General features: G+C 75.2%; 23 protein-coding genes and 1 riboswitch. Of the genes, 12 read left to right on the top strand and 11 right to left on the bottom strand.

Annotation, left to right across the window (positions count from 1 at the left end; genetic code table 11):
- Positions 1 to 78: 78 nt before the first annotated feature.
- A riboswitch (glycine riboswitch) is annotated at positions 79 to 185 on the bottom strand.
- Positions 186 to 371: 186 nt separating this feature from the next.
- The gene (locus tag KDL28_RS25765) at positions 372 to 665 is read left to right on the top strand and encodes a YiaA/YiaB family inner membrane protein (RefSeq protein ID WP_252442388.1); all 294 of its coding nucleotides are present in this window, start codon (positions 372 to 374) and stop codon (positions 663 to 665) included.
- On the opposite strand, the gene KDL28_RS25760 is transcribed toward KDL28_RS25765, so the two are convergent.
- From KDL28_RS25760 to KDL28_RS25735, 6 genes are all read right to left on the bottom strand, one after another.
- On the bottom strand, positions 649 to 1,866 hold the full coding sequence (locus KDL28_RS25760) for an MFS transporter (protein WP_252442386.1): 1,218 nt from the start codon (positions 1,864 to 1,866) through the stop codon (positions 649 to 651). The genes KDL28_RS25765 and KDL28_RS25760 overlap by 17 nt on opposite strands.
- Positions 1,867 to 2,138: 272 nt before the next feature.
- A complete protein-coding gene (locus KDL28_RS25755; protein WP_372497069.1) occupies positions 2,139 to 2,714 on the bottom strand; it encodes a MerR family transcriptional regulator in 576 nt (191 codons plus the stop codon).
- A gap of 227 nt (positions 2,715 to 2,941) precedes the next feature.
- Positions 2,942 to 3,415 (bottom strand): bifunctional nuclease family protein, encoded by a 474-nt coding sequence (locus KDL28_RS25750; protein WP_252442384.1) that lies wholly within the window; start codon positions 3,413 to 3,415, stop codon positions 2,942 to 2,944.
- 289 nt (positions 3,416 to 3,704) lie between these two features.
- Positions 3,705 to 4,145 (bottom strand): glycogen accumulation regulator GarA, encoded by a 441-nt coding sequence (gene garA, locus KDL28_RS25745; protein ID WP_372497068.1) that lies wholly within the window; start codon positions 4,143 to 4,145, stop codon positions 3,705 to 3,707.
- A 140-nt stretch (positions 4,146 to 4,285) separates the two neighbouring features.
- On the bottom strand, positions 4,286 to 4,675 hold the full coding sequence (gene gcvH, locus KDL28_RS25740) for a glycine cleavage system protein GcvH (RefSeq protein WP_252442382.1): 390 nt from the start codon (positions 4,673 to 4,675) through the stop codon (positions 4,286 to 4,288).
- Between the two features lie 13 nt (positions 4,676 to 4,688).
- Entirely contained in the window at positions 4,689 to 5,351 is a 663-nt protein-coding gene (locus KDL28_RS25735; RefSeq protein ID WP_308216060.1) for a CDP-alcohol phosphatidyltransferase family protein, read from the bottom strand.
- 106 nt (positions 5,352 to 5,457) lie between these two features.
- Between KDL28_RS25735 and KDL28_RS25730 the strand changes: the two genes are divergently transcribed.
- The 5 genes from KDL28_RS25730 to KDL28_RS25710 all read left to right on the top strand — a co-directional run bounded on the left by KDL28_RS25730 (position 5,458) and on the right by KDL28_RS25710 (position 10,855).
- Entirely contained in the window at positions 5,458 to 5,973 is a 516-nt protein-coding gene (locus tag KDL28_RS25730; protein ID WP_252442380.1) for an OsmC family protein, read from the top strand.
- 1 nt (position 5,974) lies between these two features.
- Positions 5,975 to 7,633 carry an acetolactate synthase large subunit gene (locus KDL28_RS25725; RefSeq protein ID WP_252442378.1) on the top strand — a complete coding sequence of 553 codons (1,659 nt, stop codon included), beginning with the start codon at positions 5,975 to 5,977 and terminating at the stop codon, positions 7,631 to 7,633.
- Positions 7,634 to 7,916: 283 nt separating this feature from the next.
- Entirely contained in the window at positions 7,917 to 8,813 is an 897-nt protein-coding gene (locus KDL28_RS25720) for an MEDS and STAS domain-containing protein (protein WP_252442376.1), read from the top strand.
- A gap of 21 nt (positions 8,814 to 8,834) precedes the next feature.
- Entirely contained in the window at positions 8,835 to 9,791 is a 957-nt protein-coding gene (locus tag KDL28_RS25715) for an ATP-binding protein (protein ID WP_252442374.1), read from the top strand.
- Positions 9,792 to 10,060: 269 nt separating this feature from the next.
- Positions 10,061 to 10,855 carry an AfsR/SARP family transcriptional regulator gene (locus KDL28_RS25710; protein WP_252442372.1) on the top strand — a complete coding sequence of 265 codons (795 nt, stop codon included), beginning with the start codon at positions 10,061 to 10,063 and terminating at the stop codon, positions 10,853 to 10,855.
- 96 nt (positions 10,856 to 10,951) lie between these two features.
- On the opposite strand, the gene KDL28_RS25705 is transcribed toward KDL28_RS25710, so the two are convergent.
- Positions 10,952 to 11,458, bottom strand: a complete 507-nt coding sequence (locus KDL28_RS25705; protein ID WP_252442370.1) for an ATP-binding protein — start codon at positions 11,456 to 11,458, stop codon at positions 10,952 to 10,954.
- A 165-nt stretch (positions 11,459 to 11,623) separates the two neighbouring features.
- Between KDL28_RS25705 and KDL28_RS25700 the strand changes: the two genes are divergently transcribed.
- Complete coding sequence (locus tag KDL28_RS25700) at positions 11,624 to 11,875, top strand: hypothetical protein (RefSeq protein WP_252442368.1); 252 nt, start codon at positions 11,624 to 11,626, stop codon at positions 11,873 to 11,875.
- Entirely contained in the window at positions 11,872 to 12,237 is a 366-nt protein-coding gene (locus KDL28_RS25695) for a DUF4235 domain-containing protein (RefSeq protein WP_252442366.1), read from the top strand. Before KDL28_RS25700 ends, KDL28_RS25695 begins: the two co-directional genes overlap by 4 nt.
- A 68-nt stretch (positions 12,238 to 12,305) precedes the next feature.
- On the opposite strand, the gene fgd is transcribed toward KDL28_RS25695, so the two are convergent.
- Positions 12,306 to 13,310 (bottom strand): glucose-6-phosphate dehydrogenase (coenzyme-F420), encoded by a 1,005-nt coding sequence (gene fgd, locus KDL28_RS25690; protein WP_252442364.1) that lies wholly within the window; start codon positions 13,308 to 13,310, stop codon positions 12,306 to 12,308.
- 164 nt (positions 13,311 to 13,474) lie between these two features.
- Here fgd and KDL28_RS25685 point away from each other — a divergent pair, with 164 nt between their 5' ends.
- Together KDL28_RS25685 and KDL28_RS25680 are read left to right on the top strand one after the other, a co-directional pair.
- Positions 13,475 to 15,262 carry an ABC transporter ATP-binding protein gene (locus tag KDL28_RS25685; RefSeq protein WP_252442362.1) on the top strand — a complete coding sequence of 596 codons (1,788 nt, stop codon included), beginning with the start codon at positions 13,475 to 13,477 and terminating at the stop codon, positions 15,260 to 15,262.
- Positions 15,259 to 17,157: an ABC transporter ATP-binding protein gene (locus KDL28_RS25680; protein ID WP_252442360.1), complete on the top strand. Its 1,899-nt coding sequence runs from the start codon at positions 15,259 to 15,261 to the stop codon at positions 17,155 to 17,157. The genes KDL28_RS25685 and KDL28_RS25680 overlap by 4 nt, the downstream gene beginning before the upstream one ends.
- A gap of 3 nt (positions 17,158 to 17,160) precedes the next feature.
- Here KDL28_RS25680 and KDL28_RS25675 read toward each other — a convergent pair whose 3' ends face one another.
- Together KDL28_RS25675 and KDL28_RS25670 are read right to left on the bottom strand one after the other, a co-directional pair.
- The gene (locus KDL28_RS25675; protein ID WP_252442358.1) at positions 17,161 to 17,595 is read right to left on the bottom strand and encodes a hypothetical protein; all 435 of its coding nucleotides are present in this window, start codon (positions 17,593 to 17,595) and stop codon (positions 17,161 to 17,163) included.
- A gap of 82 nt (positions 17,596 to 17,677) precedes the next feature.
- On the bottom strand, positions 17,678 to 18,868 hold the full coding sequence (locus tag KDL28_RS25670; RefSeq protein WP_252442356.1) for an acyl-CoA dehydrogenase family protein: 1,191 nt from the start codon (positions 18,866 to 18,868) through the stop codon (positions 17,678 to 17,680).
- Positions 18,869 to 18,987: 119 nt separating this feature from the next.
- On the opposite strand from KDL28_RS25670, the gene recQ reads away from it, so the two are divergent.
- Positions 18,988 to 20,904: a DNA helicase RecQ gene (recQ, locus tag KDL28_RS25665; protein WP_252442354.1), complete on the top strand. Its 1,917-nt coding sequence runs from the start codon at positions 18,988 to 18,990 to the stop codon at positions 20,902 to 20,904.
- Positions 20,905 to 20,913: 9 nt separating this feature from the next.
- Positions 20,914 to 23,718 carry a helix-turn-helix transcriptional regulator gene (locus KDL28_RS25660; RefSeq protein ID WP_252442352.1) on the top strand — a complete coding sequence of 935 codons (2,805 nt, stop codon included), beginning with the start codon at positions 20,914 to 20,916 and terminating at the stop codon, positions 23,716 to 23,718.
- Here the strand turns inward: KDL28_RS25660 and KDL28_RS25655 are convergent.
- A complete protein-coding gene (locus KDL28_RS25655) occupies positions 23,673 to 24,482 on the bottom strand; it encodes an RNA polymerase sigma factor (protein WP_252442350.1) in 810 nt (269 codons plus the stop codon). The genes KDL28_RS25660 and KDL28_RS25655 overlap by 46 nt on opposite strands.
- Between the last annotated feature and the right edge of the window lie 17 nt (positions 24,483 to 24,499).

Below are 24,499 nucleotides of genomic sequence, written 5' to 3'. Positions count from 1 at the left end.
GGACGGGGCAGGCAGGACCGGCCCTCCCCCTCTGTCGCCCGCCGCGTCCACACCGAGCCGGCGCCGCTCCAGAGGCGTCTCGACCGCACGGTCCTGGGTGCCTGAGAGGTTCCGGGGAGGATTTGCTCCTTCGGCGCCCGGTCGGCTGGATCGCCCAGCCACCGGGACTCTCCCGCGCGGGGTCGTCGACCGCGGAGCCGATGGTAGGCCCCACCGGAAGGATCATCCACCCGGCGGCCGGTTTCCGTGCGACGGATGTCGCGGACCGACCCGGTGGCGCGTCGTGGCGCCCACCCGCGGTGCCCGGATCGTGTCGGACCGTCGGTAGTTCCCCCGAGGTCGGCGGCCCCGCACCGCACGACACTTCAGCCATGCCCTCGACGCAGACCCCGAACTCCGGCCCCACGTCCGCCTTCTACGTGCAGTCCGTGATCTCGTTCGCCGTGTCGGTGATCGCCGTCGGCACCGCGGTCGTCTACATGCCCGTCGACCCGTGGATCCGCGCGTTCCTCGCCGTCGGCGTGCTCTACGTGGTGACCTCGACGTTCAGCCTGGCCAAGGTGGTGCGCGACCGCCAGGAGTCCTCGGCGGTGCTCACCCGCGTCGACCAGGCCCGGCTGGAGAAGCTGCTCGCCGAGCACGACCCCTTCACCTCCGCCACCTGACCAGCCCGGCGGCCAGCAGGCAGGACAAGGCCGCGACCAGCAGCGGAGCGCGCAGGTCCCCGGAGGCGCAGAGCCGACCGGCCAGCGCCGAACCCGCGGAGGTCGCGGCCAGGCCCGCGGCGATCTGGGTGGTCACCGCGGTCGTGGCCGAACCGGGCGGGGTGTGGCGCTCCAGGTCCAGGAAGCAGCGCAGGCCGACCGGCCCGGCCACGAGTCCGAACAGCCCCGCGCACACCACCGCCACGGGAAGGCCGGGAGCAGCCGCCGCGACCGCGGGCGGCACGCCCAGCGCTGCCATCAGCACCGGCAGGTGCCACCGAGGCGCGGCCGCGGGCATGCGGGTCCCGCAGGCGGTCGCGCCGAGCAGCGAACCCGCGGTGAGCGCGGCGTGCACCACCGCCGCGCTGGACGGCGCACCGGCGGCCAACGCCGCGGCGATCCCGGTGACCTGGACCAGCCCGATCGCGAACGCCTGCACCGCGGTCACCAGCACCGTCATCCGCACCGCAGGCACCGCGAGGGGACCTGCCGGCCTGACCGCGCGCGCGGCCGGTCGCCGGGGCAGCGCCGGTGCGGCCCGGGCGAACAACGCGGTCCCAGCCGCCGCGCACGCCGCGGCCACCAGCACCGCCACCTCGGCAGGCCAAAGCGCGAGGACACCGGCCAGCAGCAGCGGGCCGACCAGCACCGGCACCTCGAACAGCAGCGTCGACAGCGCGACCGCGGTCGGGCGCAGCGCCGGCTCGACCAGCAGCGGCCACGCGGCCCGCAGCGCCCCGCCGACCTGGGGCTCGCCCGCGCCCACGGCGAGGGCGAGCGCGGCGAGCAGCCCCGTCGGCGACCGCAGGACCGCGGCGGAGACGAACGCGACCGACGCGACCACCCGCGTCGCCGCGCTCACCAGCAGCACCGTTCGGGCGCCGAACCGGTCGATGAGCCGACCCTGCACCACCATGCCGGTGCAGGTGCCGACGCCGAGCACGGCGACCACCGCCCCGGCCGCGGCCAGGTCGTCGCCGCGGGTCACGACGAGCAGCAGCACCGCGGGCCCGAGCATGCCGACCGGCAGCGCCGCGAGGGCCGCACCCGCCGCGGGCCGGGGGACGCCGGGTGAGCGCAGCACGCGGCCGTAGCGACGCAGACCGGTCGGCGGGTCGGAGGAGGGAGGCAGGGCGGGACCACGGAAGCGGTAGCGGGGCACGGCGTCTCCCGAGCACGGATCGGAGACGCGCCTTCCCTGCCACCTGGCGCGCGCGAAGCCCGCTTGCCAGTGGCCCGTCCAGCAAGGTTGATGGGTACATCGGTGGATCCAGGTGTTCGCCGGCAAGGCGCCGGTCGGCCCTCATACCTGGCGTACTCGGTTCGGCCGGCAACGCAGCCGGCGGGCACCTGGGCCGCCGAGATACCCGGCGGACCGTGCTGGACGGGCCACTACGGCCAGGTTAGGCCGACGGGCCGCGCGAGGGAAGCGGATCAGCTGATGGCGCGGCGTGCGCGGCGCCGGGACAGCTCGTCCTCCGGGGACTCGTCCACGGTACCGCCGTCGGCGCGCTCGACCGGGAAGTCCTTGATGGAGCCGCTGATCTCCTTCATCGCCCCGCCCACGGCGATGCCGAACACGCCCTGGCCGCCGCGCAGCAGGTCGACGACCTCCTCCGGGGAGGAGCACTCGTAGACGGTGGTGCCGTCGCTGAAGAGCGTGATGCCCGCCAGGTCGCGGATGCCGCGCCGGCGCAGGTGCTCCACGGCGACCCGGATGTTCTGCAGCGAGACGCCGGCATCGAGCAACCGCTTGACGACCTTCAGGACCAGGACGTCCTTGAAGGAGTACAGCCGCTGCGAGCCGGAACCGGCCGCGCTGCGGATCGAGGGGGCCACCAGTCCGGTGCGCGCCCAGTAGTCCAACTGCCGGTAGGTGATCCCGACGACCTGGCAGGCGGTGGGCCCCCGGAAACCGACGAGCTGGTCGGGCAGCCCATCCAGGCCGGTCCCCAGCAGGGGATCCGGGAAGAGCTCACCCTGCTCGGGCGTCGACGGCGGGTTCTCCACCGAACTCCTTCCACCGGGGCCCGCGGACGCGGACCCGCTGTTAGGAGCCGACGGTAAGCGCGCACCGGCACCCGGTCAACGCGGCGCGCCGGTGGTGTCACCCGGACACGGGCGTGTCCCCCGTCCGGCCCTGCAGAGCGGTCCGCCACAGGGTACCCGTGGGCGGACCGTGCCACCGATCGTGGCTGGTGAGTGGGGACGCCGCCGACCCGTGCGGGCCGCCCCGGTCAGGGCTGGGCGCCGCGGAAGTCCTCCGGGGAGATCGAGTCGAGGAACTCGCGGAACTTCTCGACCTCGTCCTCCTGCTCGTCCGGGATGACCAGCCCGGCCTCGGTGAGGACGCTCTCCTCGGCGTGGATCGGCACCCCGATCCGCAGCGCCAGCGCCACCGAGTCGCTCGGGCGGGCCGAGACCTTGATCCCGCCGTCGAACACCAGCTCGGCGTAGAACGTGCCGTCCTGCAGGTCGGTGATGCGGACCTGCTCGAGCCTGCGCCCCAGCGACGTGATCACGTCCTTGAGCAGGTCGTGGGTCAACGGCCGAGCCGGCTTGACCCCCTGCTGCTCCAGGGCTATCGCGGTGGCCTCCACCGATCCGATCCAGATCGGGAGGTAGCGGTCGCCGGTGGTCTCCCGCAACAGGAGGATCGGCTGGTTCGCGGGGAGCTCTACCCGGACACCCACGACGCGCATCTCGCTCATGCGCTCTCCTCCTCTGACGTCCTGCTGTGTCGACGCTACACGGCACATCGGGCCCGCGCCTGCCCCCGCGCGGTCCGGAAACCGCCCGGTTCGCCACCACGGGCGGCGCCGTGGGCGCCGTCGATCGCCACGCTGTCCGAAAGGTCCGGAACCGCGACCGGCCGCCCGCACCCGCGCTCCGACCACCGATCGGTCCCCCGCCCGACGCGCTCATCGCACGGTGGGACAGGCGGTGGGACCCGGGGCGCGACGGCGCCGGCCGGGACGGTGGACGGGACGCGCGACGGGCTCAGTGGTCCCGCGGCCCGGTGAGGAAGACCAGCCGGAACTTGCCGATCTGCACCTCGTCGCCGTTGGCCAGTACCGCGGTGTCGACGGGCTCCCGGTTGACGTAGGTGCCGTTCAGGCTGCCCACGTCGACGACGACGAACTCGCCCGCGTCGTTGCGGAACTCCGCGTGCCGGCGCGAGACGGTCACGTCGTCGAGGAAGATGTCGCTGTCGGGGTGGCGCCCGGCGCTGGTCGACGCGCGGTCGAGGAGGAACCGCGAGCCCGCGTTCGGCCCGCGCTTGACCACCAGGAGCGCGGCCCCGGCCGGCAGCGCGTCGACGCCGGAGACCGGCTGTGCCTGGGCGGGGGGCTCGGCCTCGGACAGGAAGTCCGCGCGGAAGACCGAAGTGGCTTCCGGGGCACGCTCCGGCGGAACGCCCGGCCCGTCGTTCATGGTCACCTTCGGTGTCTCCTCCTGCGTGGGAACGGTGGACCCGGCGCGGGTCGTCGACCCGACCGGACCTCGGGATGTGTGCGGCCCGCGCCGAACGCGATCGGTGCGGTCAACCTACCGCGTGCCCGGCGTCGCGTCGGTGCCGGTCAGCTACCGATGAGGTCGCGATAGGCGGCCGGGTCGAGCAGGTCGTCCAGCGGCGCCGCGCCCGCGGCGCCCTCCAGCCGGAGCTCGAGCATCCAGCCGTCCCCGTACGGGCCGGAGTTGACCAGCTCCGGGGTGTCGGCGAGCGCCTCGTTCACCGCGACGACGGTGCCCGACAGCGGCGCGTAGATGTCGGAGACCGACTTGGTGGACTCGACCTCGCCGACCGCGGAACCGGCGGTGACGCTGTCGCCCACGGCGGGCAGCTGCACGAAGACGACGTCGCCGAGCTGGGTCTGGGCGTGGTCGGTGATCCCGACCCGGACCACCCCCTCGCCGAGGTCGCGCACCCACTCGTGCGCATCGGTGTAGCGCAGGTCCTCGGGAATCACGGGGCGAGCCTAGTTAGGCGTCGGAGGTGGGCCCGGCCGGGGTCGGGGTGCGCATCGCGAGCCCGAACTGGGCCAGGTAGAGCAGCCCGGAGTACAGGTAGAGCCCGGTCCCCCAGATCCCGAAGGCCAGCCCGATCGGCAGCGCCACCGGGGCCGCCCACGCGTCGGTCTGCCCGAGCAGGACCAGCGGGAACGCGTAGAGCAGCAGGAAGGTGGCGCCCTTGCCGACGTAGGTGACCGGGTAGGGGCCGTAGCCGCGGTGGCGCAGCACGGGCAGGGTGAGCGCGAGCACGAGGTCGCGGGCCACGAGCACGCCGATCGCCCACCACGGCACGATCCCGCGCACCCCCAGCCCGATCAGCACCGCCAGGATGTAGAGCCGGTCGACCGCGGGGTCGAGCACCGCGCCGAGGCGGCTGTACTGCCCCAGCACGCGGGCCAGCTTCCCGTCGGCCCAGTCGGTGATGCCGCCGACCATCAGCACGACGACCGCCCACCCGTCGGCCTCCAGACCGATCAGCAGGTACAGCAGCAGCGGCACGCCGGCCAGGCGCAGCAGGCTCAGCGCGTTGGGGACGGTGAGCAGCCGGTCGCGCCCGACCGCGCGCAGCTCCTCGCGCAGGTCGACGGCCGACCCCGTCGGGTTCCGCTCACCCGGCACGTCCCGATCCGCCACGCCCCGCTCCTCACCCGGGCCCGGTGGCCCCCGGGCAGCCTAGGCCCGGCCGCGCACCCGGGCGGGGCAGGTGCGTCGGCGGGCGGGAAGAGGCACGATCGCGACCATGGATGCAGCGGCGCTCAAGGCCACCCAGGCCCCACTCAAGGCCGGCTACTCGGCGGACCCGGACACGGCGCTGGTCACCTTGCGCGCCGACGGCAGCCTGGACGGCTCGGGCATCACCTGCTCGGTGCGCACGGCGGGCGCGCTGGCCGAGGCCGGGCTGCACCCCGCCGCAGGCGGCGACGGCACCCAGCTCTGCTCGGGCGACATGCTGCTGGAGGCCCTGGTGGCCTGCGCCGGGGTCACCCTGCGGGCGGTGGCCACGTCGCTGGGCATCGAGGCGAGCGGAACGGTGCGCGCGGAGGGCGATCTCGACTTCCGCGGCACCCTCGGGGTCGACAAGCAGGCCCCGGTCGGGTTCCGCGACGTGCGGCTGTTCTTCGACCTGGACACCGACGCCGCCCCGGAGAAGGTCGACACGCTCGTCCGGCTCACCGAGCGCTACTGCGTGGTGCTGCAGACCCTGAAGTCGGCACCCGCCACATCCGTCGAGGCGAGCACCGGAGGGGCGGCCTGAGATGACCGACACCGTCAGCGGCACCACCAGCGACACCACGAACGACCCCACCACGGCCACACCCGGCGCGCAGCGGCGCAACGCCGCCCCCGCCGCGCCCGACGCCACCGCCAACGGCGCCCACGCCCTGCTGCACACGCTGGTCGACAGCGGGGTGGACGTCTGCTTCGCCAACCCGGGCACCTCGGAGATGCACTTCGTCGCCGCGCTCGACGGCGTCCCGGCGATGCGCGGGGTGCTGACGCTGTTCGAGGGCGTCGCCACCGGCGCAGCCGACGGCTACGCGCGGATGGCCGAGCGGCCCGCGGCCACGCTGCTGCACCTGGGCCCGGGGCTGGGCAACGGGCTGGCGAACCTGCACAACGCCCGGCGCGCCGGCGTCGGGCTGGTCAACGTCATCGGCGACCACGGCACCGACCACGTCCGCCTCGACGCGCCGCTGCAGTCCGACATCGCCGCGATCGCCGGCTCCGTGTCGGGCTGGGTGCGCTCCACCTCCTCCCCCGAGCGCGTCGGCGCCGACGCCGCCGACGCCGTCGCCGCCGCGCACGCCGGGCAGGTCGCGACCCTGGTGCTGCCGGCCGACGTCAGCTGGGGCGACGGCGGGCGGGCCGCCGCGGCGCCGGCGCCGAGCCCGCGGGAACACGCCCGCCCCGACGCCGTGCGGGCCGCCGCCGACGCCCTCACCTCCCGGGAGCCGTGCGTCCTGCTGATCGGCGGCGACGCCACCCGCGCGGCCGGGCTGGCCGCCGCCGACCGGATCGCCGCGGCCACCGGGGCGAAGCTGCTCGTGGAGACCTTCCCGACCCGCCTGGAGCGCGGCGCCGGGGTCGCGCAGGCCGGGCGGCTCGGCTACGCCCGGGACGTGGCCGACCACCAGCTGGGCGGCGCGCAGCACGTCGTGCTGGTCGGCGCCCGCTCGCCGGTGGCCTTCTTCGCCTACCCCGACCGCGACGGCGACCTCGTCCCGCCCGGGGCGCGGGTGCACCCGGTGGTCGGGCGCGGCGGCGCCGCCGCCGACGCCCTCGCCGAGCTGGCCGACCTGGTGGCCCCGGGCACGACCGCCCGCACCGCGCCCGCCGCGCGCCCGGAGCTGCCGACCGGCCCGCTGGACGTCGGCTCGACCGCGGCGGTCATCGGGGCGCTGCTGCCCGAGGGCGCGATCGTCGTCGACGAGGCGGTCACCTCGGGCCTCGGCCTGCCCGCGGCCACCGCGGGCGCGCCCCGCCACGACTGGCTCACCCTCACCGGCGGGGCGATCGGCTGGGGCCTGCCCGCGGCCACCGGCGCCGCCGTGGCCTGCCCCGATCGGCCCGTCTGGGCCCTGCAGGCCGACGGCAGCGCCATGTACACCATCTCGGCGCTGTGGACCCACGCCCGCGAGGGGCTCGACATCACCACGGTGCTGTTCAACAACAGCGCCTACGCCATCCTGCGTGGGGAGCTGGCGCAGGTCGGGGTGAGCGGCTACGGCGAGCGCGCCCGCCGGCTGCTCGACCTCGGCGGCCCCGAGCTCGACTTCACCGCGCTCGCCCGCGGCATGGGCGTGCCCGCTGTGCGGGTGCGCACCGCCGAGGAGCTGGCCGACGCCCTGCGCCGGGCCGGCGCCGAACCCGGTCCACACCTCGTCGAGGCCATGGTGCCGCCGCTCGTCGCGTGACCGCCCGCGCCGAGCGGCGGCGCCCCCGCTTGTGACGCTGCGCGTCTGATCGGACACTTGCTGTACCACCGGGCGGACGAACTGGGCCCACCGCCCAACCGACCGCTCGACCGCTGGGCGCCGCGGACCGACTGCTCGACGTGTCGTACCTGGTCGCGGACTCAGCGGCCCCGATCGGCTCGCCGTAAAGTGGCCATGTCGTGACACGGGTCGCCGCCGGTCACGGCGTTCCCGCTGTCGTGGCTCGGACCGGGTGTGCGCCATGGTGAGGACGATCGAGGACATGTCCCTCGTGGGTCACACGTGTGCCGTCCCGGTGAGCGACGAGCAGCTCTGGGAGGTCACCGCGCAGTGGCTGGCCGGCGGGCTGGCCGCCGACGAGCGCGTCGTGTACTTCGAGGACGAGACGGCGGGCGCCGTGCTGGGCCGGATGGCCGACGACGGCGTCCCGGTGCGCCGGGCGCTCGACGAGGGCCGCATGGTCATCGTCCCCACCGCGCAGACCAGGGCGGCGGCCGCCCGCCCGGTCGCCCGGTACGAGGAGATGTTCCTCGACCAGATCGACCGGGCCTCCGCGCAGGGCTTCACCGGGCTGCGGATGAGCGGCGAGTGCGGTTCGGAGCTGCTGCGCGCGGGCGGCGTCGACCGGGTCGTCGAGTACGAGCAGGTCGTCGACCGGGTGCTGCGCTCGCACCCGAGCGCGCGCCTGCTGTGCCGCTACGACCTGCCGCGCTTCGACGAGGACGCCGTCTCGCAGATGCGCGAGCTGCACGAGACGGAGCTGATCGGCGAGGCCGTCTACGACGACAACCTCCTGCGGATCACCCGGTCCGACCCGTCGACCGCGCGGCTGGCCGGCGAGGTCGACCACAGCAACCGCCCGCAGATCCGCAAGCTCCTGGAGACCGTGCTCGACCAGGCCCTGCGCTCGCACTGGGCCTCCAGCGACATCACCCTGGACCTGTCCTCGCTGCGCTTCCTCGACGTCGCCGGGGCCGTCAGCCTCGTGCACGCGGCCGAGGAGTTCCCCAGCACCCACCGCCTCGTGCTGACCGGCGTGCGCCCCCGGGTGGTGCGCGTGCTCGACCGCTGCGGGGCCCCGTTCGCCGCCCAGCTGGTGGTGGTGCCCCGCACCGGGCAGCACCGCCGCGAGGGCGGCCGCCACCACAGCCCGTCGTGAGCCCGTCCCCCGGGGGTGGCCGTGCGGGTTGAGAACACGCGCAGCGGGCGCTGGGTGCGCCTGCAGCACGCCGCGGCCTTCCACCGCTCCCGCACCGACCTGGTGGACCAGGTGCTGCCGATGGTCCTCGACGGGCTGCGCGGCGGCACCCCGGTGGCGCTCTCGGTCGACCCGGCCACCGAGAGCGCCGTGCAGCGGGAGCTGGACGGCACGGCCGGGCTCATCCTGCTCAGCCGGCCCGACGGGCCCGACGGCGAGTCCGGGCAGACCCTGGCCGCCCGGCGCGCCCGGGAGCTGCGCGAGCTGGTCTCCGCGACCGGGCGCCCGCTCATCGTGATCAACGAGCACACCTCGCGGCTCGACGGCGTCGACGGCACCTTCTGGACCGAGCTCGACGCCGCGTTCAACATCGCGCTCGCCGAGCTGCCGGTCACCATGACCTGCTTCTACCCCGAGCTGCCGCTGCACCGGGAGATCCTCGACGGCGCCCGGCGCAACCACCCGCTGCTGGCCGTGCGCGGCGAGATGGCCCACAACCCCCACCACCTGGCCCCGCGCGAGGTGCTGGCCGAGCAGCCCGCCCCCGCGCCGGTGCTGCTCGGTCCCCCGGAGCTGCGCCTGCCCTTCGGCGCGTGGCAGCTGCACGACGTCCGCAGCGCCGTCGAGGACGCCCTGCTGTCGGCGAACTGCCCGCGCGAGCGCGCCGAGGACGTCGTGCTGGCCGTCAACGAGGTCGCCACCAACGCCGTCGAGCACGGCGACGCGCGCGCCGAGCTGCTCATCTGGGTCACCGACGACGGGGTGGTCTGCGAGATCCACGACGCCGGCAGCCTGCGCGACCCGCTGCCCGGGCTGCAGGCGCCGCACTCGTCCAACCCGCGCGGGCGCGGCGTGTGGATCGCCCGCCAACTGTGTGACTCCCTGCACGTGTGGACCGACGACAGGGGCACCCACGTGCGCATGCGAGCGAGCCCGTGAGTATGATCGGGGGAGGTGGTCGGTCGTCGGACCGTGACCAGCGGGGTCGGACTGTGACCAATCCGGCCCTTGGCAAGACGCTCCACAGCGAGAACACTTCTCCGCGGACTGGGCGCCGACGGGCTGCGCACGGCCCATCACCGCGCGGCACATCCGACACATCCGGCACTTCCACGTTTGGGACCACCATGTCTGACGATCAGCGACGATCTGCACCGACGCGGGCCCCCCACACCGCCACCCTCGGGCTCGCATCCCACCGGGTCACGGTGCTCGGCTCGTTCACCCTCACCTCGCGCGGCTCCGCCGTTCCGCTGGGGGTCGACGCCCGTCGTCTCGTCGCCTACCTGGCCGTCCACCCGCGGCCCCAGGAGCGCGCCGCGCTGGCCGCCGACCTCTGGCCCGGCACCGCCGCCGAGGCCGCCGCCCGCCTGCTGTCCGACGCCATCGCCGCCGTCGACGTACCCGGGCTGCTCACCGAGGACGGCCCCACGCTCTCCCTGGCCGCCGACGTCGAGGTCGACCTCGCCGACGCGCTGGGCCTGGTGCGCGGGCTGCCGGAGATCCCGGTCGACGACACCCCGGACATCTCGCTGCTCTCGTCCGACATCCTGCCCGGCTGGACCGCCACCTGGATCGCCGTGGAGCGCGAGCGGTTCCGCCAGCTGCGCCTGCACGCCATCGAGGAGCGCAGCCTGCGGCTGTCCGCCGCCGGCGCGCACGCCGAGGCCGTCGCGCTGGCCGAGTCGGCCGTGCGGGTCGCCCCCAGCCGCGAGAGCGCCCGCCGCGCCCTGATCGAGGCCCACCTGGCCCAGGGCAACATCGCCGCGGCGGTGGCCCAGTACGACGACTACCGCGAGCTGCTGCGCTCCAGCGTCGGCGGGCCCGACCCGTCCGGCCTCGACGGGCTGGTCCTGCCCACCGCCCCGGTGTGGCCGATGCTGCGGGCCCGGCGCCCGATGCCGCGCTCGGCGGTGCAGCTGCCCGGCCTGCGCTCCGTGCGCGGGGCCGGTGGCGGACGCCGCCTGGTGGCCGGCGGCTCCGTGCCCGGCACCACCCGCTGACGACCGCACCGCATACCGACACGCACCTGAGCCGCCGCCCCCGATCGGGGCGGCGGCTCGGTCGTGTGTAGACCGTGTGCAGACCCCGGCGGGCGCTCAGCCGCCGAGCAACACCGTGAAGACGACCTCGGTACCGGAGTCGTTGCTGGTCACCCGCATGTCGACGGACAAACCCTCGATCATCCTCAGGCCCCGGCCGCGGTGGCTGGGGCGCGAGGTCGCCGGCTTCCAGCGGCCCCGGTCGACGACGCGGACGACGACCCCGCGCCCGGCGTCGGTCGAGCGCACGTCGAGCTCGATGTCGACCGTTCCGGCCTCGGTCTCGCGGTAGGCGTGCTCCATCGAGTTGGAGACCGCCTCGCCCAGCGCCAGCTGCAGGTCGGCCAGCTCGACGTCGCTCAGGTCGCGCACCAGCGCCCAGGCCTCGATCCGACGGCGCAGCGGGCGCAGCCGGTCGACCGAGGCCGGGATGCGCAACTCCAGGCCGTCGGGGCGCTCGTCGGGGTCCGTCGCGCCGCCCCCCGCGACGTGCGACCCCGGCGCGACCGAGCGCGGGTCGACCCCACCGCCACCCGGCTGCCCCTGCGCCACTGCCCGATCCATCGCTTGTTCCTCGCTCCCCCACCGGTTCCGCTACCTTCACGCGACCCCCCGATCGCGTTACGCCCTTCGTCATGGCAGGTGCCCGGCCCGCGCCCGGGGCAAACGGACCCCCTCCGAACGGCGGGAACACGCATCGATCCACCTCCGCGCGGGTACTGCACGTGCATGCCTGGTACCTCCGAGGACGACGTGTCCGCCGACCCACATCTGGCCCGCACCCGCGAGACCGGGGGTGCGGACCCGGGACGCGACGGTCATCCCGGTGGGGCGGACGCCGCCGACCAGGACGGCGCCACCACGACCGGCACCGACGAGAACGAGGAGTTCGTGGGCAGGGTGGCCGGCCAGGACGCCGGCTACTCCGGGGAGACCGGCGCCGAGGCCAGGGCCGAGGCGTCACGAGCGGAGGGGCGATGAGCAAGCAGGACGGCAACGAGCTGAGCGGGCTGGCCAAGCTGGCCTACAAGCCGTTCGGCGTGGCCTTCGGGATGCTGGGCGGCCTGCTGGCCGGCCGGGTCTTCGGGGTCATCTGGAAGAAGGTGTCCAAGGAGGACGGGACCCCGCAGCCCCTGTCGAACGAGTACAGCACCCGCGAGGTGCTGATCGCCGCCACGCTGCAGGGCGCCATCTTCGGTCTGATCAAGACCGCGGTCGACCGCTACGGCATGAAGGGCGTGCGCCGGTTCCTGGACGCGCCCCGGCCGTCGTCGGCCGGGCGCAAGCTGGCCGCGGCGAAGGCCGCCGCGGGACGGGGCGCGGAGAAGGTCACCGCGGCCTGATCCGCACCTGAGGCACCCGATGACGGCCCCGCTCGCTCCGCGCGACCGGGGCCGTCGTGCGTGCGGGATCAGCTCAGCGCGCGCAGCTCGGGCAGCACGTCCTCGGCGAACTGCTCGAGGAACCGGCGCTGGTCGTGGCCGGGGCCGTGGAAGACGAGGTGGTCGAGGCCGGCGTCGAGGTAGGGCTTGATCTGGGCCAGCGCCTCCTGCGGGTCCGACGCCACGATCCAGCGCTTGGCGACCTGCTCGATGGGCAGCTCGTCGGCCAGGCGCTCCATCTCCACGGCCGAGTCGACGCTGTGCTTCTGCTCGGGGGTCAGCGACAGCGGCGCCCAGAAGCGGGTGTTCTCCAGCGCGGCGTCCTTGTCGCGGTCGTAGGACAGCTTGATCTCGATCATGCGGTCGACGTCGCCCGCCTCGCGCCCCGCCGCCGCGGCGCCCTCGGCCACCGCCGGCAGCAGCTTCTCGGTGTAGAGGTCCATGCCCTTGCCCGAGGTGCAGATGAACCCGTCGCCCGAGCGGCCGGCGTACTTGGCCACCACCGGGCCGCCCGCGGCGATGTAGACCGGGATCGGCTGCTCGGGGCGGTCGTAGATGGTGGCCCCGACGGTCTTGTAGTACTCGCCGTCGAACGACACCTCCTCGCCCGCCCACAGCTCGCGCATCAGCCGCACCGCCTCGCGCAGCCGGGCGAAGCGCTCCTTGAACTCCGGCCACTCCCGCCCCGACACCGCGATCTCGTTGAGCGCCTCGCCGGTGCCCAGGCCCAGCATCACCCGGCCGGGGTAGAGCAGGCCCAGCGTGGCGAACGTCTGGGCCAGCACCGCCGGGTTGTAGCGGAACGTCGGGGTGAGCACCGAGGTGCCCAGCAGGATGCGCGAGGTCCGCTCCCCCACCGCCGTCAGCCACGGCAGCGCCGCGGGCGCGTGCCCGCCCTCGTGCCGCCACGGCAGGAAGTGGTCGGACACGACGGCGCTGTCCAGCCCTGCCTCCTCGGCCAGCACCGCGTACTCCACCAGATCGCGCGGCCCGAACTGCTCCGCCGACGCCTTGTAGCCGATCCGCAATGCCACGACCCTCTGCCTCTCCCGCTGCCCGTCACCTGCCTTGCCCTTCCCACCCTGCCACCCGCCGGCCGATCCGTCGCGATCACCGGCCGGGTGCCGGCCGACCGCGGAGCCCGTGGGCGGAAATCGGCGTGCGGAACAACCCCGGCCGACCTAACGTCGAGCAGGCCATGAGCGCGCCGACGTCCGACCCCGACCCGCCGCGCCGCGCCACCCTCGGATCGCTGCGCCGCCTGGCGCCCTACGCCGCCCCGCACCGCGTCCGGCTGATCGTCGGCGGGCTGGCCGCGCTGCTGGCCAGCCTCGTCGGGCTGGGCGCGCCGCTGCTCATCGGAGCCGTGGTGGACGGGCCGATCGCCCGCGGCGAGCTGGGGTCGCTGCCCTGGCTGGTCCTCGGGGTGCTCGCGCTCGGGCTGGTCGAGGCCGTGCTCATCACCCTGCGCCGGCTGCTGGTCGCCCACCCGGCCAACGCCATCGAGGCGGCCATGCGCGACGACCTGTTCGCGCACCTGCAGCGGCTGCCGGTGGCCTTCCACGACCGCTGGGCCTCGGGCCAGCTGCTGTCGCGGGCCACCACCGACCTGACCACCATCCGCTGGCTGTTCGCGTTCTCCGGGCTCTTCCTGGTGATCAACGTCATCACGCTGGTGGTCGGGATCGGCGTGCTGGCCTGGCTCTCGCCGCTGCTGGGCGCGGTGGTGGCGGCGGTGGGCCTGCCGCTGGCGGGGCTGACCCTGGCGCTGGAGCGGCGCTACTCCACCCAGGCCCGCACCGCCCAGGACCGCGCCGGTGACCTCGCCACCGTCGTCGAGGAGTCGGCGCTGGGCATCCGCGTGCTCAAGGCGCTGGGGCGCAGCCGCGAGCTGATCGCCCGGTTCCTCGCCGACGCCCGCCGCCTGCGCGGCACCGAGCTGGCCAAGGTGCGGATCATGGCGGCGCTCTGGCTGCTGCTGATCACCCTGCCCGAGCTGGCCATCGCCGCGGTCGTCGCCGTGGGCACGGCCGGGGTCGCGGCCGGCTCCCTCACCCTGGGCACCGTCGTCGCCGCGATCACCGTGCTGACCTACCTCATCTGGCCGGTCGCCTCGATCGGCTGGCTGCTGGCCGAGGCGAGCAACGCCGCCACGGCCAACGCCCGCTACTGGGAGGTCCGCGACATCCCGCCCTCGATCGTCGACCCGCCGCACCCGCGCGAGCTGCCCACCCCGGTGCGCGGCGAGGTGGCGCTGCGCGGGGTGCGGTTCGCCTACGAGGGCGCCGAGCACGAGGTCCTGCGCGGCGTCGACCTGACCATCCGCCCCGGCGAGACCATGGCGCTGGTCGGCGCGACCGGGTCGGGCAAGACCACCCTCACCGCCCTCGTCGCCCGCCTGCAGGACGTCACCGCGGGCTCGGTCACCGTGGACGGCGTCGACGTGCGCGACCTGCGCCTCGCCGGCCTGCGCACCGCGGTGGCCTCGGCCTTCGAGGACCCGGTGCTGATCTCGGCCAGCGTGCGGGAGAACGTCACCCTCGGCTCGCCGGGCCTGCCCGACGACGCGGTCTGGGAGGCGCTGCGGGTGGCCAGCGCCGACGGGTTCGTCGCCGGGCTGCCCTGGGGGCTGGACACCCGCATCGGCGAGCAGGGGATGTCGCTGTCGGGCGGGCAGCGCCAGCGGCTCGCGCTGGCCAGGGCGGTGGTGGGGCGCCCGCCGGTGCTCGTGCTCGACGACCCCCTCTCCGCGCTGGACGTGCACACCGAGGCCGAGGTCGAGGCCGCGCTGCGGCGCGTGCTGGGCGGGGTCACCGCGCTGGTCGCGGCCCACCGGCCCTCGACGGTCCAGCTGGCCGACCGGGTCGCCATGCTGGCCGGGGGCCGCATCGTCGCCGTCGGCACCCACCACCACCTGCTGGCCACCGAACCGGCGTACCGGGCGCTGCTGTCCACCCCGGACGAGCGGACGCAGGTGCAGGCGTGACGACCTCCGAACCCCGCACCACAGGCACCGCGGGCACCGCCCGCGCCACCGACACCGGCGAGGACGTCGCCGACACCTGGCGGGGCCTGGCCGCCGAGGACGACGAGGCCGACGTCCTGCCGACCCGGGCGGGGCTGGCGCTGCAGCGCCGGGCCCGCGCCCTGGTCGCCGACCTGGCCCGCCCGCACCGCCGCGCCCTGGTGGTCGCCGCGGTACTGCTGGTCGTCGAGAACGTGGCCATGCTGGCCGGCCCGCTGCTCATCGCGACGGCCATCGACGTCGGCGTGCCCGCCGCGCTCGCCGGGCGCCCGGGGCCGCTGGCCTGGTCGATCGTCGGCTACGCCGGGGTCGGGCTGGCGGCCGCGCTGCTGCGCGCCGGCTTCCTGGTGCTGTCCGGGCGGATCGGCCAGGACGCCCTGCTCGACCTGCGCGGGCGGGTCCTCACCCACGGCCAGCGCCTCCCGCTGGACTTCCACGAGTCCTACACCTCCGGGCGGCTGATCTCCCGGCTGACCAGCGACATGGACTCGCTCAACGACCTGCTGGAGAAGGGCCTGGAGGGACTGCTGGGCGCGCTGCTGTCGATCGGCGGCATCGCGGTGCTGCTGGTCTGGCTCGACCCGGTGCTGGCCGCCGTGGTGATCGGCGGGTTCGTCCCGCTGGTCGTGCTCACCCGCTGGTTCCAGCGCCGCTCGCGGGCCAGCTACCGGCGCACCCGCACCAGCGTCGCGCGGCTGATCGTGCACTTCGTCGAGTCGATGAACGGGATCCGCGCGGTGCAGGCGTTCCGCCGCGAGCGGCGCAGCGAGCAGATCATGCGCGGGCTCGGCGGCGCCTACCGCGACGCCAACGCCGAGGCGTTCGTGGCCGCCGCCTGGTACCTGGGCACCCTGCGCGCCGTGGGCAACCTGACCCTGGCCGCGGTCCTGCTGCTGGGCGCGGTGCGGGTGGCCGACGGCGCGCTCGCGCTCGGCTCGCTGACCGCGTTCCTGCTGTACCTGCGCCGCTTCTACGACCCGCTCGACCAGCTGGCCCAGTTCTTCAACTCCTACCAGTCCGCGGCGGCCGCGCTGGAGAAGATCGCCTCGGTGCTGGACACCCCGATCGGCGTGCCCGAGCCCGCCGCGCCGGTCGCGCTGCCCCGCCCCACGCGCGGCGCGCTGGAGTTCGACCACGTGGTGTTCGCCTACCGCCGCGCCGCGGACCGCACCGTGCTGCCGGAGTTCGACCTGAGCATCCCGGCCGGCCAGACGCTGGCGCTCGTCGGCGCGACCGGCGCGGGCAAGTCGACGCTGGCCAAGCTGGCCGCCCGCTACTACGACCCGACCGGCGGCGCCGTCCGCCTCGACGGCGTCGACCTGCGCGACGTCGCCGACGCCGACCTGCGCCGCGCGATGGTGATGGTCACCCAGGAGGCGTTCCTGTTCTCCGGCACGGTGGCCGACAACATCGCGATGGGCCGCCCGGGCGCGTCCCGAGAGGAGGTGGTCGCCGCGGCCGACCTGGTCGGCGCGCGCGCCTTCGTCGAGGCGCTGCCCGAGGGCTTCGACACCGACGTGCGCAAGCGCGGCGGGCGGCTCTCGGCCGGGCAGCGCCAGCTGGTGTCGCTGGCCAGGGTGGTGCTGGCCGACCCGGCGGTGGTGCTGCTGGACGAGGCCACCTCGTCGCTGGACATCCCCTCCGAACGGGCCGTGCAGGCGGCGCTGGAGACGGTGCTGGCCGACCGCACCGCGCTGATCATCGCCCACCGGCTGTCCACGGTGCTCATCGCCGACCGCGTCCTCGTGCTGGAGGACGGCCGCGTCGTGCAGGACGGCAGCCCCGACGAGCTGCTCACCGTCGAGGGCGGCGAGTTCGCCGCCCTGCACACCGCCTGGCGCGACGCCCTGACCTGAGCCTCACCCGCGGCGGGCCGCGACCAGGCGGTCCACCCCCCAGGCGAGGGCACCGGCCACCGCCCCGACGAGCACCCCGGTGAGCAGGCCGGCGACCACCGCCGCGGCGCGGGCGAACGGGGTCGACGCGGCGGCCGGCAGGTCCATGGTCTCCCAGAGCAGCTGGTGGACCACGACCAGGAACACCCCGTGGATCACCCCCACCACCAGCACGGTGGCGAACGGGTTCGGCACCCGCTTGGCCACCGCGACCAGCACCCACACCGCGGGCGGGACGAACACGAACAGCCCGTTGACGAACGTCCCCTCGGTGATCAGGTCGAGGTCGTGCAGCACGACCCGGGGCACGGCGAGCAGGGCCAGCCCGACCAGTGCGGGCGCGGACAGGCCCAACGGGCGGCGGGCGGGGCGGCGGAGGGAGGGACGGGATCGGTCCATGCCCGCGACGCTAGGAACCGCGCTCCCCCGCCACATCCGTTCCCGGTCTCGACCCCACTACGTCCGTGGGCGACACCCCGGGTCAGACGAAGGCGGAGTGGCCGGTGATCGACCGCCCGACCACCAGCGTGTTGATCTGGCGGGTGCCCTCGAAGGAGTAGAGCGCCTCGGCGTCGGCGAAGAACTTCGCCACGCCGTAGTCGAGGATCACGCCGTTGCCGCCGAACACCTCGCGGGCCATCGCCACGGTCTCGCGCATCCGGCTCGTGCAGTACTCCTTGGCCAGCGCGGCGTGGTCGTCGTCGGCGACGCCGGCGTCCTGCATGTGGGCCAGGCGCACCGACATCGCCAGCGAGGCCGTGGTGTTGCCGAGCATCCGCACCAGCAGGTCCTGCACGAGCTGGAACCCGGCGATCGGACGGCCGAACTGCTCGCGCCGCTTGGCGTAGTCCAGCGCGAGCTCGTAGGCGGCCATCATGGTGCCGGTCGCGCCCCAGGCCACACCCCCGCGCGTGCGGCGCAGCACCGCGTTGGTGTCCTTGAACGAGTTCGCCCGCTGCAGCCGGTCGGACTCGGGCACCCGGCACCCCCGCAGCGCGATCTCGGCGTTCTGCACCGTGCGCAGGGCGAGCTTGTTCTCCATCTTGGTCGTGGTCATGCCGGGGTTGTCCTGGTGCACGACGAACCCCTTCACGCTGTCGTCGGCGACGTCGCGCGCCCAGATGACGACCAGGTCGGCGAACGTGCCGTTGCCGATCCAGCGCTTGTCGCCCTCGAGCACCCACTCCGCGTCGTCCCCCGAGCCGTCGCGGCGGGCGGTGGTCTCCAGCCCGCGGGCCACGTCGGACCCGCCGTGCGGCTCGGTCAGCCCGAACGCCCCGATCAGCTCCATCCGGGCCATCGCCGGCAGCCAGCGCTCGCGCTGCTCGTCGGAGCCGCACAGGTCGATGCTGCCCATCGCCAGCCCGTTGTGGATGCCGAAGAAGCTGTTCATCGACGGGTCGGTGTGGGCGATCTCCAGGGCGAGGAACCCGATCAGCAGCCGGCGCGCCTTCGGCCCGCCCAGGTCGTCGTAGGGCAGCCGGGCGATGTCCAGCTCCGCGAAGCCGGGGACCAGGTGGTGCGGGAACTCCGCGCGCGTCCAGTGGTCCAGGGCGACCGGTGCGACCTGCTCGTGCAGGAAGTGGCGCACCGTGCCCAGCGTGGCCCGCTCGTCGTCGGTGAGGTCGTCGGCGAAGCGGAAGAAGTCGCCGGCCAGGGCATCTGCCGTCATGCACTGACGATCGCACCGCACGGCGCGCCCCGCACCCGCAGCCGCCGACGACACCGGCGCCGGACCCCGTCCCCCGAACCGGCGACGGGCCGTCGGGGGCGCGGCCTAGGATCGCCCGCGTGAGCCTCCCCGCGACCCACGAACGGGCGAGCACCGATCCGGTCGAGGTGCTGAACCGGGTCTTCGGCTACCCCGCCTTCCGCGGCGAGCAGCAGGAGATCATCTCCCACGTCTGCGCGGGCGGCGACGCCCTGGTGCTCATGCCCACCGGCGGCGGCAAGTCGCTGTGCTACCAGATCCCGGCGCTGGTGCGCCCCGGTGTCGGTGTGGTGATCTCGCCGCTGATCGCCCTCATGCAGGACCAGGTCGACGCGCTGCACGCGCTGGGCGTGCGCGCCGGGTTCCTCAACTCCACCCAGGACCCCGACGAGCGCCGCGCGGTGGAGGCGGCGTTCCGGGCGGGCGAGATCGACCTGCTCTACCTCGCCCCCGAGCGGCTGCGCAGCCCGTCGACCCCGGCCCTGCTCGACCGCGGCCGGATCGCGCTGTTCGCGATCGACGAGGCGCACTGCGTGGCCCAGTGGGGCCACGACTTCCGCCCCGACTACCTGGCCCTGTCCGAGCTGCACGAGCGCTGGCCCGCGGTGCCGCGGATCGCGCTGACGGCCACCGCAACCGAGGCCACCCACGCCGAGATCGCCACCCGGCTCAACCTGGGCGCGGCCCGGCACTTCGTGGCCAGCTTCGACCGGCCCAACATCCAGTACCGGATCGCGCCGAAGAACGAGCCGCGCCGCCAGCTGCTCTCGCTCATCCGCGCCGAGCACCCCGGCGACGCCGGCATCGTCTACTGCCTGTCGCGGCGCTCGGTGGAGGAGACCGCGGCCTTCCTGGCCGGCGAGGGCCTGACCGCCCTGCCCTACCACGCCGGCCTCGACTCCCGCACCCGCGCGGCGAACCAGTCCCGGTTCCTGCGCGAGGACGGCGTGATCATGGTGGCCACCATCGCCTTCGGGATGGGCATCGACAAGCCCGACGTGCGGTTCGTCGCCCACCTCGACCTGCCCAAGTCCGTCGAGGGCTACTACCAGGAGACCGGCCGCGCCGGGCGCGACGGGCTGCCGTCGACCGCGTGGCTGGCCTACGGCCTGGCCGACGTCGTGCAGCAGCGCAAGATGATCGCCGACTCCGAGGGCGACGCGGCGCACAAACGCAGGCTGGGCCAGCACCTCGACGCGATGCTGGCGCTCTGCGAGACCGTCGAGTGCCGGCGGGTGCAGCTGCTGAACTACTTCGGGCAGAAGGGCGAGCCCTGCGGCAACTGCGACACCTGCCTGAGCCCGCCCGAGTCCTGGGACGGCACCGTCGCCGCGCAGAAGGTGCTCTCTGCGGTGTTCCGGCTCAAGAAGGAGCGCAACCAGAGCTTCGGCGCCGGGCACATCGTCGACATCCTGCGCGGCAAGCGCACGCCCAAGATCGAGCAGTTCCGGCACGACTCGCTGACCGTGTTCGGTGTCGGCGAGGACCTGGGCGACGGCGAGTGGCGCGCGGTCATCCGCCAGCTGGTGGCCCGCGGCATGCTGACCGTGGAGAGCAACCACAACACCTTCGTGCTCACCGAGGCCAGCCGCCCGGTGCTGCGCGGCGAGCAGCAGGTGATGCTGCGCCGCGACCCGCCCAAACCCCCCAAGCCCGCCCGCACCAGAGCGGCGAAGGCCGCGCGCGGGCCGCAGGCCGCGGAGCTGCCCGCCGAGGCCACCGGCACGTTCGAGCGGCTGCGCGCCTGGCGGGCCGAGGTGGCCAGGGAGTCCGGCCTGCCCGCCTACGTGATCTTCCACGACGCCACCCTGCGCGAGATCGCCGCCCGGATGCCGGCGAGCCTGACCGAGCTGGCCACCGTCAGCGGCGTGGGCCAGAGCAAGCTGGCCAAGTACGGCCAGGCGGTGCTCACCGTGCTCGTCGAGGACGCGGGCGGAACGGGGGACGACCCGCACGGCTCCGACGAGCCGCTGTCGCCGCTGCCACCCGAGCGCTAGGTTGGCCTGATGCTGCTCGGCCGGTCGCGGGAGCTGAGCCGGATCGGGGAGCTGCTGCGCGCGGCCTCGCGCGGGGAGAGCGCCGCGCTGGTGGTGCGCGGCGAGGCGGGGATCGGCAAGTCCGCGCTCGTCGAGGCCGTCGCCCGGGCGGCCGCCGACGGCGGTGCCGTCGACCGCCCCGCCGGCGCGACCGTCGTGCCGCGCGCCGCGGTCCTGCGCACCCGCGGCATCGAGGCCGAGACCGCCATCCCGTTCGGCGGGCTGGCCGACCTGCTGCGCCCCGCCCTGCCCCTGCTGGGCGAGCTGCCCGGCCCGCAGTCCGACGCGCTGGCCGGGGCGCTCGCCCTGGGCCCGCCCGCCGCGGCCGACCGGTTCGCCATCGCCGCGGCCACGCTGAGCCTGCTGGCGCTGGCCGGGCGGGGCGAACCGCTGCTGTGCGTCGTCGACGACGCCCACTGGCTCGACCCCGCCTCCGCCGAGGCCCTCGTCTTCGCCGCGCGTCGGATGCACGCCGAGGGTTCGGTCATCCTGTTCACCGTGCGCGACGGCGAGCCCGGCGCCGAGCGGTTCCTGGCGCTCGACCCGCTCCCGCTGGGCGGGCTGGACGCCGAGGCGGCCGGTGCGCTGCTGGCCGACGGGTTCGCCGAGCCACCACCGCACGAGGTCGTCGACCGGCTGGTCGCCGACACCGGCGGCAACCCGCTGGCGCTGCAGGAGCTGCCCGGGCTGCTCAGCGCCGACCAGCTGGCCGGGCAGGCCCCCATCCTGGCGCCGCTGCCGGTGGGCTCGCTGCTGCAGCAGAGCTTCCTGCGCCGGGTCGAGCGGCTGCCCGGACCCGCCCGCGACGCCCTGCTGCTCGCCGCCACCAGCGACGTCGACACCGTCGACGTGCTCGACCGCGCCCTGCGCGACGCCGACCGGTCGCTGGCCGACCTCGAACCCGCCGAGGAGGCCGGGCTCCTCGCCCTCGACGGGGGCAAGCTGCGCTTCCACCACCCGCTGGTCCGCTCGGCGGTCTACCACTCCGGCAGCCCCGCCGAGCGCCGCGCCGCCCACCGCCGCCTCGGCGACGCCTTCGCCCACGTCGCCGACCCCCAGGCCGACGAGCGCCGGGTGTGGCACCTGGCCGCGGCCACCCTCACCACCGACGAGACCGTCGCCGCGGCGCTGGAGCAGGTCGGGCTGGCCGCCGCCCGCGCCCAGGGCCACGCCGCCGCGGCCCGCGCCCTGGAGCGGGCCGCCGAGCTCAGCCCGGAACGCGGCGAGCGCGCCCGCCGGCTGATGGCCGCCGCCCGGGCCGCCGTACCCGCCGGCGCCACCCAGGACGCCATCCGGCTGCTCGAGCAGGCCCAGCGCTGGAGCGACGACCCCGCGCTGGCCGCCCGCGCCGAGTCCGAACGGCTGCGGCTGGGCGTCTGGGGCATCGACGCCGAGGTCAACCGGGCCCGGCTGTTCGACTTCGCCGCGCGGGCCGAGGCGACGATGCCCGCGGTGGCCGTGCACGCCTACCTGGCCGCCGCCCAGGCCAGCCTGTTCAGCTACGACGTCGCCGCCATCACCCGCGCCACCGGGCGCGCCGCGCTGCTGGGCGGAGCCGACGAGCGGGTCGGGCTGCTGTGCGACGTGCTGGCCGCGATGGCCGCCGCCCAGGCCGGGGAGACCGCGCGGGCCGCGAAGCTGATGGCCGCCCGCCACGAGCAGCTGCTGGCCCAGCCGACGCTGGACATCGAGCAGCTGGTCACCGTGAGCGGGGTCTGCTACCTGGCGCTGGAGCAGCCGGAGAAGGCCCGCCCGCTGCTCGGGCGCGCCGTCGAGTCCAGCCGCCGGGCCAACACGGCGGGGTTGCTGGCCGTGCAGCTGCCCTGGATGGCCGCGCTGGAATGGCAGTCCGGGAACTGGACGATCGCGCTCGCGCTCGCCGAGGAGGCCGTGCGGCTCGCCCCGGAGACCGGCTGGCTGGCCCAGCTGCCCAACAGCCTGAGCACCATGGCCCGCGTCGAGGCCGGCATGGGGCTGCCCGGCTGCCGCACGCACGCCGAGCAGGCCATCGACGCCGCCCGCCGCAGCGGCAGCACCGGGACCCTCGTGCACGGCCTGGCCGCGCGCGGGCTGCTCGAGCTGGGCCTGGGCGATCACGCGGCCGCGGCCGACGACCTCACCGCCGCGCTCGCGGCCGCCCCGCCGACGGCCGCGCCGCTGCTGCGCTTCCACGTGCTGCCCGACCTGGTCGAGGCCTGCATCCTGGCCGGGCGCGGCGACCGGGCCCGGGTCGCGCTGGCCGAGCTCGACGAGCTCGCCGAGCGCTGCGGACGGGTCTCCGCGCTGGCCGCCGCGGCCCGCTGCCACGCCCTGCTCGACCGCGACACGGCGACCGACCGGTTCGAGCAGGCCCTCGCGCTGCACGCGCGCGGCACCCCGCCGTTCGACACCGCCCGCACCCGGCTGGTCTACGGCGCCCGCCTGCGCCGCGGCCGCGACCGCGCCGGGGCCCGCGCCCAGCTCGGCGCCGCGCTGGAGGCCTTCGAGCGCCTCGGCGCCACCCCGTGGGCCGAACGCGCCCGCCACGAGCTGACCACCAGCGGCGGCTCAGCCCCCGCGCACGGGGAGCCCGTCGAACGCCTGCTCACCGCCCAGGAGCTGCAGGTGGCCCTGGCCGTGCGCGGCGGCATGAGCAACGCGGAGGCCGCCACCTCGCTGTTCCTCAGCGTCAAGACCATCGAGTACCACCTCAGCGCCATCTACCGGAAGCTGGGCATCCGGGGGCGCACTCAGCTGGCCCGCTTCATCTCCCCCGCGCCCCCGACCACCGGCTGAGCGACCGGCTGGGCGACCGGCCGTCCGACCGGCAGCCCGGGCCGGTCCGCGGCCACCGGCAGCTCCCAGCCCGCGGCTCCGCAACAGCCGCCGGCGTCGTCGACACCGAGGACCTCCAGGCGGGCCCGCAGGTCGCGCAGCGTGCGGGCCCGGGTCGGGCCGATGCTGCCCACCGGCATCCCGATCATCCGGGAGGCCGCGGCGTAGTTGCCCGGCCACCCGAAGAACAGCACGTCGACCAGCGTCCGCCTGCGGCCCGACAGGGTGTCGACGGCCTCGCGCACCGAGCGACGCATCTCGTCGTGCAGGACGAGGGCCTCCGGGCCCGGCACCGGATCCACCAGGGTCTCGCCGACCTCCTCGTCGGCCCGCTCGCGCCCGGCCGCGGCCAGCAGCGACAGGCACTCCCGGCGGGCCGTGGTCTTCAGCCAGCCGCCGAGCCGCTCGGGCTCCCGGACCGTGTGCAGCCGCTCCAGCGCGCGCAGCCAGGTGTTCTGCACGGCGTCAGCGGCGTCGGCCTCCTGCAGCCGGTAGCCGCAGGCCACCGCGCGGACCATGGTCCCGTAGCGGGCCATGATCTCGGTCCACGCGCCGCGGTCGCCGCCCGCGGCCTCGGCCACGAGCTCGGTGACGGTGCGCCCGCCGGGGATCTCGGCGGCATCGGTGGCGACCTCGACGGCGACCTCTACGGCGACCTCTACGGTGGTCTCTGCGGCGGTCTCTGCGGCGGTCTCTGCGGTGGTGGTCCCGGGGAGCTCTGGCATCGGCTTTTCCCTCGTTT

Origin of the sequence: Pseudonocardia humida, assembly GCF_023898865.1 — a bacterium.
Lineage (GTDB): Bacteria > Actinomycetota > Actinomycetes > Mycobacteriales > Pseudonocardiaceae > Pseudonocardia > Pseudonocardia humida.
This window is presented reverse-complemented; position numbering and strand designations above follow the sequence as displayed.

Excerpts from the sequence above, each read along its gene's own strand:
- KDL28_RS25705 (WP_252442370.1), bottom strand. The coding sequence starts at position 11,458 with ATGGATCGGGCAGTGGCGCAGGGGCAGCCGGGTGGCGGTGGGGTCGAC.
- KDL28_RS25720 (WP_252442376.1), top strand. The coding sequence starts at position 7,917 with ATGTCCCTCGTGGGTCACACGTGTGCCGTCCCGGTGAGCGACGAGCAG.
- KDL28_RS25695 (WP_252442366.1), top strand. The coding sequence starts at position 11,872 with ATGAGCAAGCAGGACGGCAACGAGCTGAGCGGGCTGGCCAAGCTGGCC.
- KDL28_RS25730 (WP_252442380.1), top strand. The coding sequence starts at position 5,458 with ATGGATGCAGCGGCGCTCAAGGCCACCCAGGCCCCACTCAAGGCCGGC.
- KDL28_RS25700 (WP_252442368.1), top strand. The coding sequence starts at position 11,624 with ATGCCTGGTACCTCCGAGGACGACGTGTCCGCCGACCCACATCTGGCC.
- KDL28_RS25670 (WP_252442356.1), bottom strand. The coding sequence starts at position 18,868 with ATGACGGCAGATGCCCTGGCCGGCGACTTCTTCCGCTTCGCCGACGAC.
- KDL28_RS25765 (WP_252442388.1), top strand. The coding sequence starts at position 372 with ATGCCCTCGACGCAGACCCCGAACTCCGGCCCCACGTCCGCCTTCTAC.
- KDL28_RS25725 (WP_252442378.1), top strand. The coding sequence starts at position 5,975 with ATGACCGACACCGTCAGCGGCACCACCAGCGACACCACGAACGACCCC.
- KDL28_RS25660 (WP_252442352.1), top strand. The coding sequence starts at position 20,914 with ATGCTGCTCGGCCGGTCGCGGGAGCTGAGCCGGATCGGGGAGCTGCTG.
- KDL28_RS25655 (WP_252442350.1), bottom strand. The coding sequence starts at position 24,482 with ATGCCAGAGCTCCCCGGGACCACCACCGCAGAGACCGCCGCAGAGACC.
- KDL28_RS25675 (WP_252442358.1), bottom strand. The coding sequence starts at position 17,595 with ATGGACCGATCCCGTCCCTCCCTCCGCCGCCCCGCCCGCCGCCCGTTG.
- KDL28_RS25685 (WP_252442362.1), top strand. The coding sequence starts at position 13,475 with ATGAGCGCGCCGACGTCCGACCCCGACCCGCCGCGCCGCGCCACCCTC.
- KDL28_RS25750 (WP_252442384.1), bottom strand. The coding sequence starts at position 3,415 with ATGAGCGAGATGCGCGTCGTGGGTGTCCGGGTAGAGCTCCCCGCGAAC.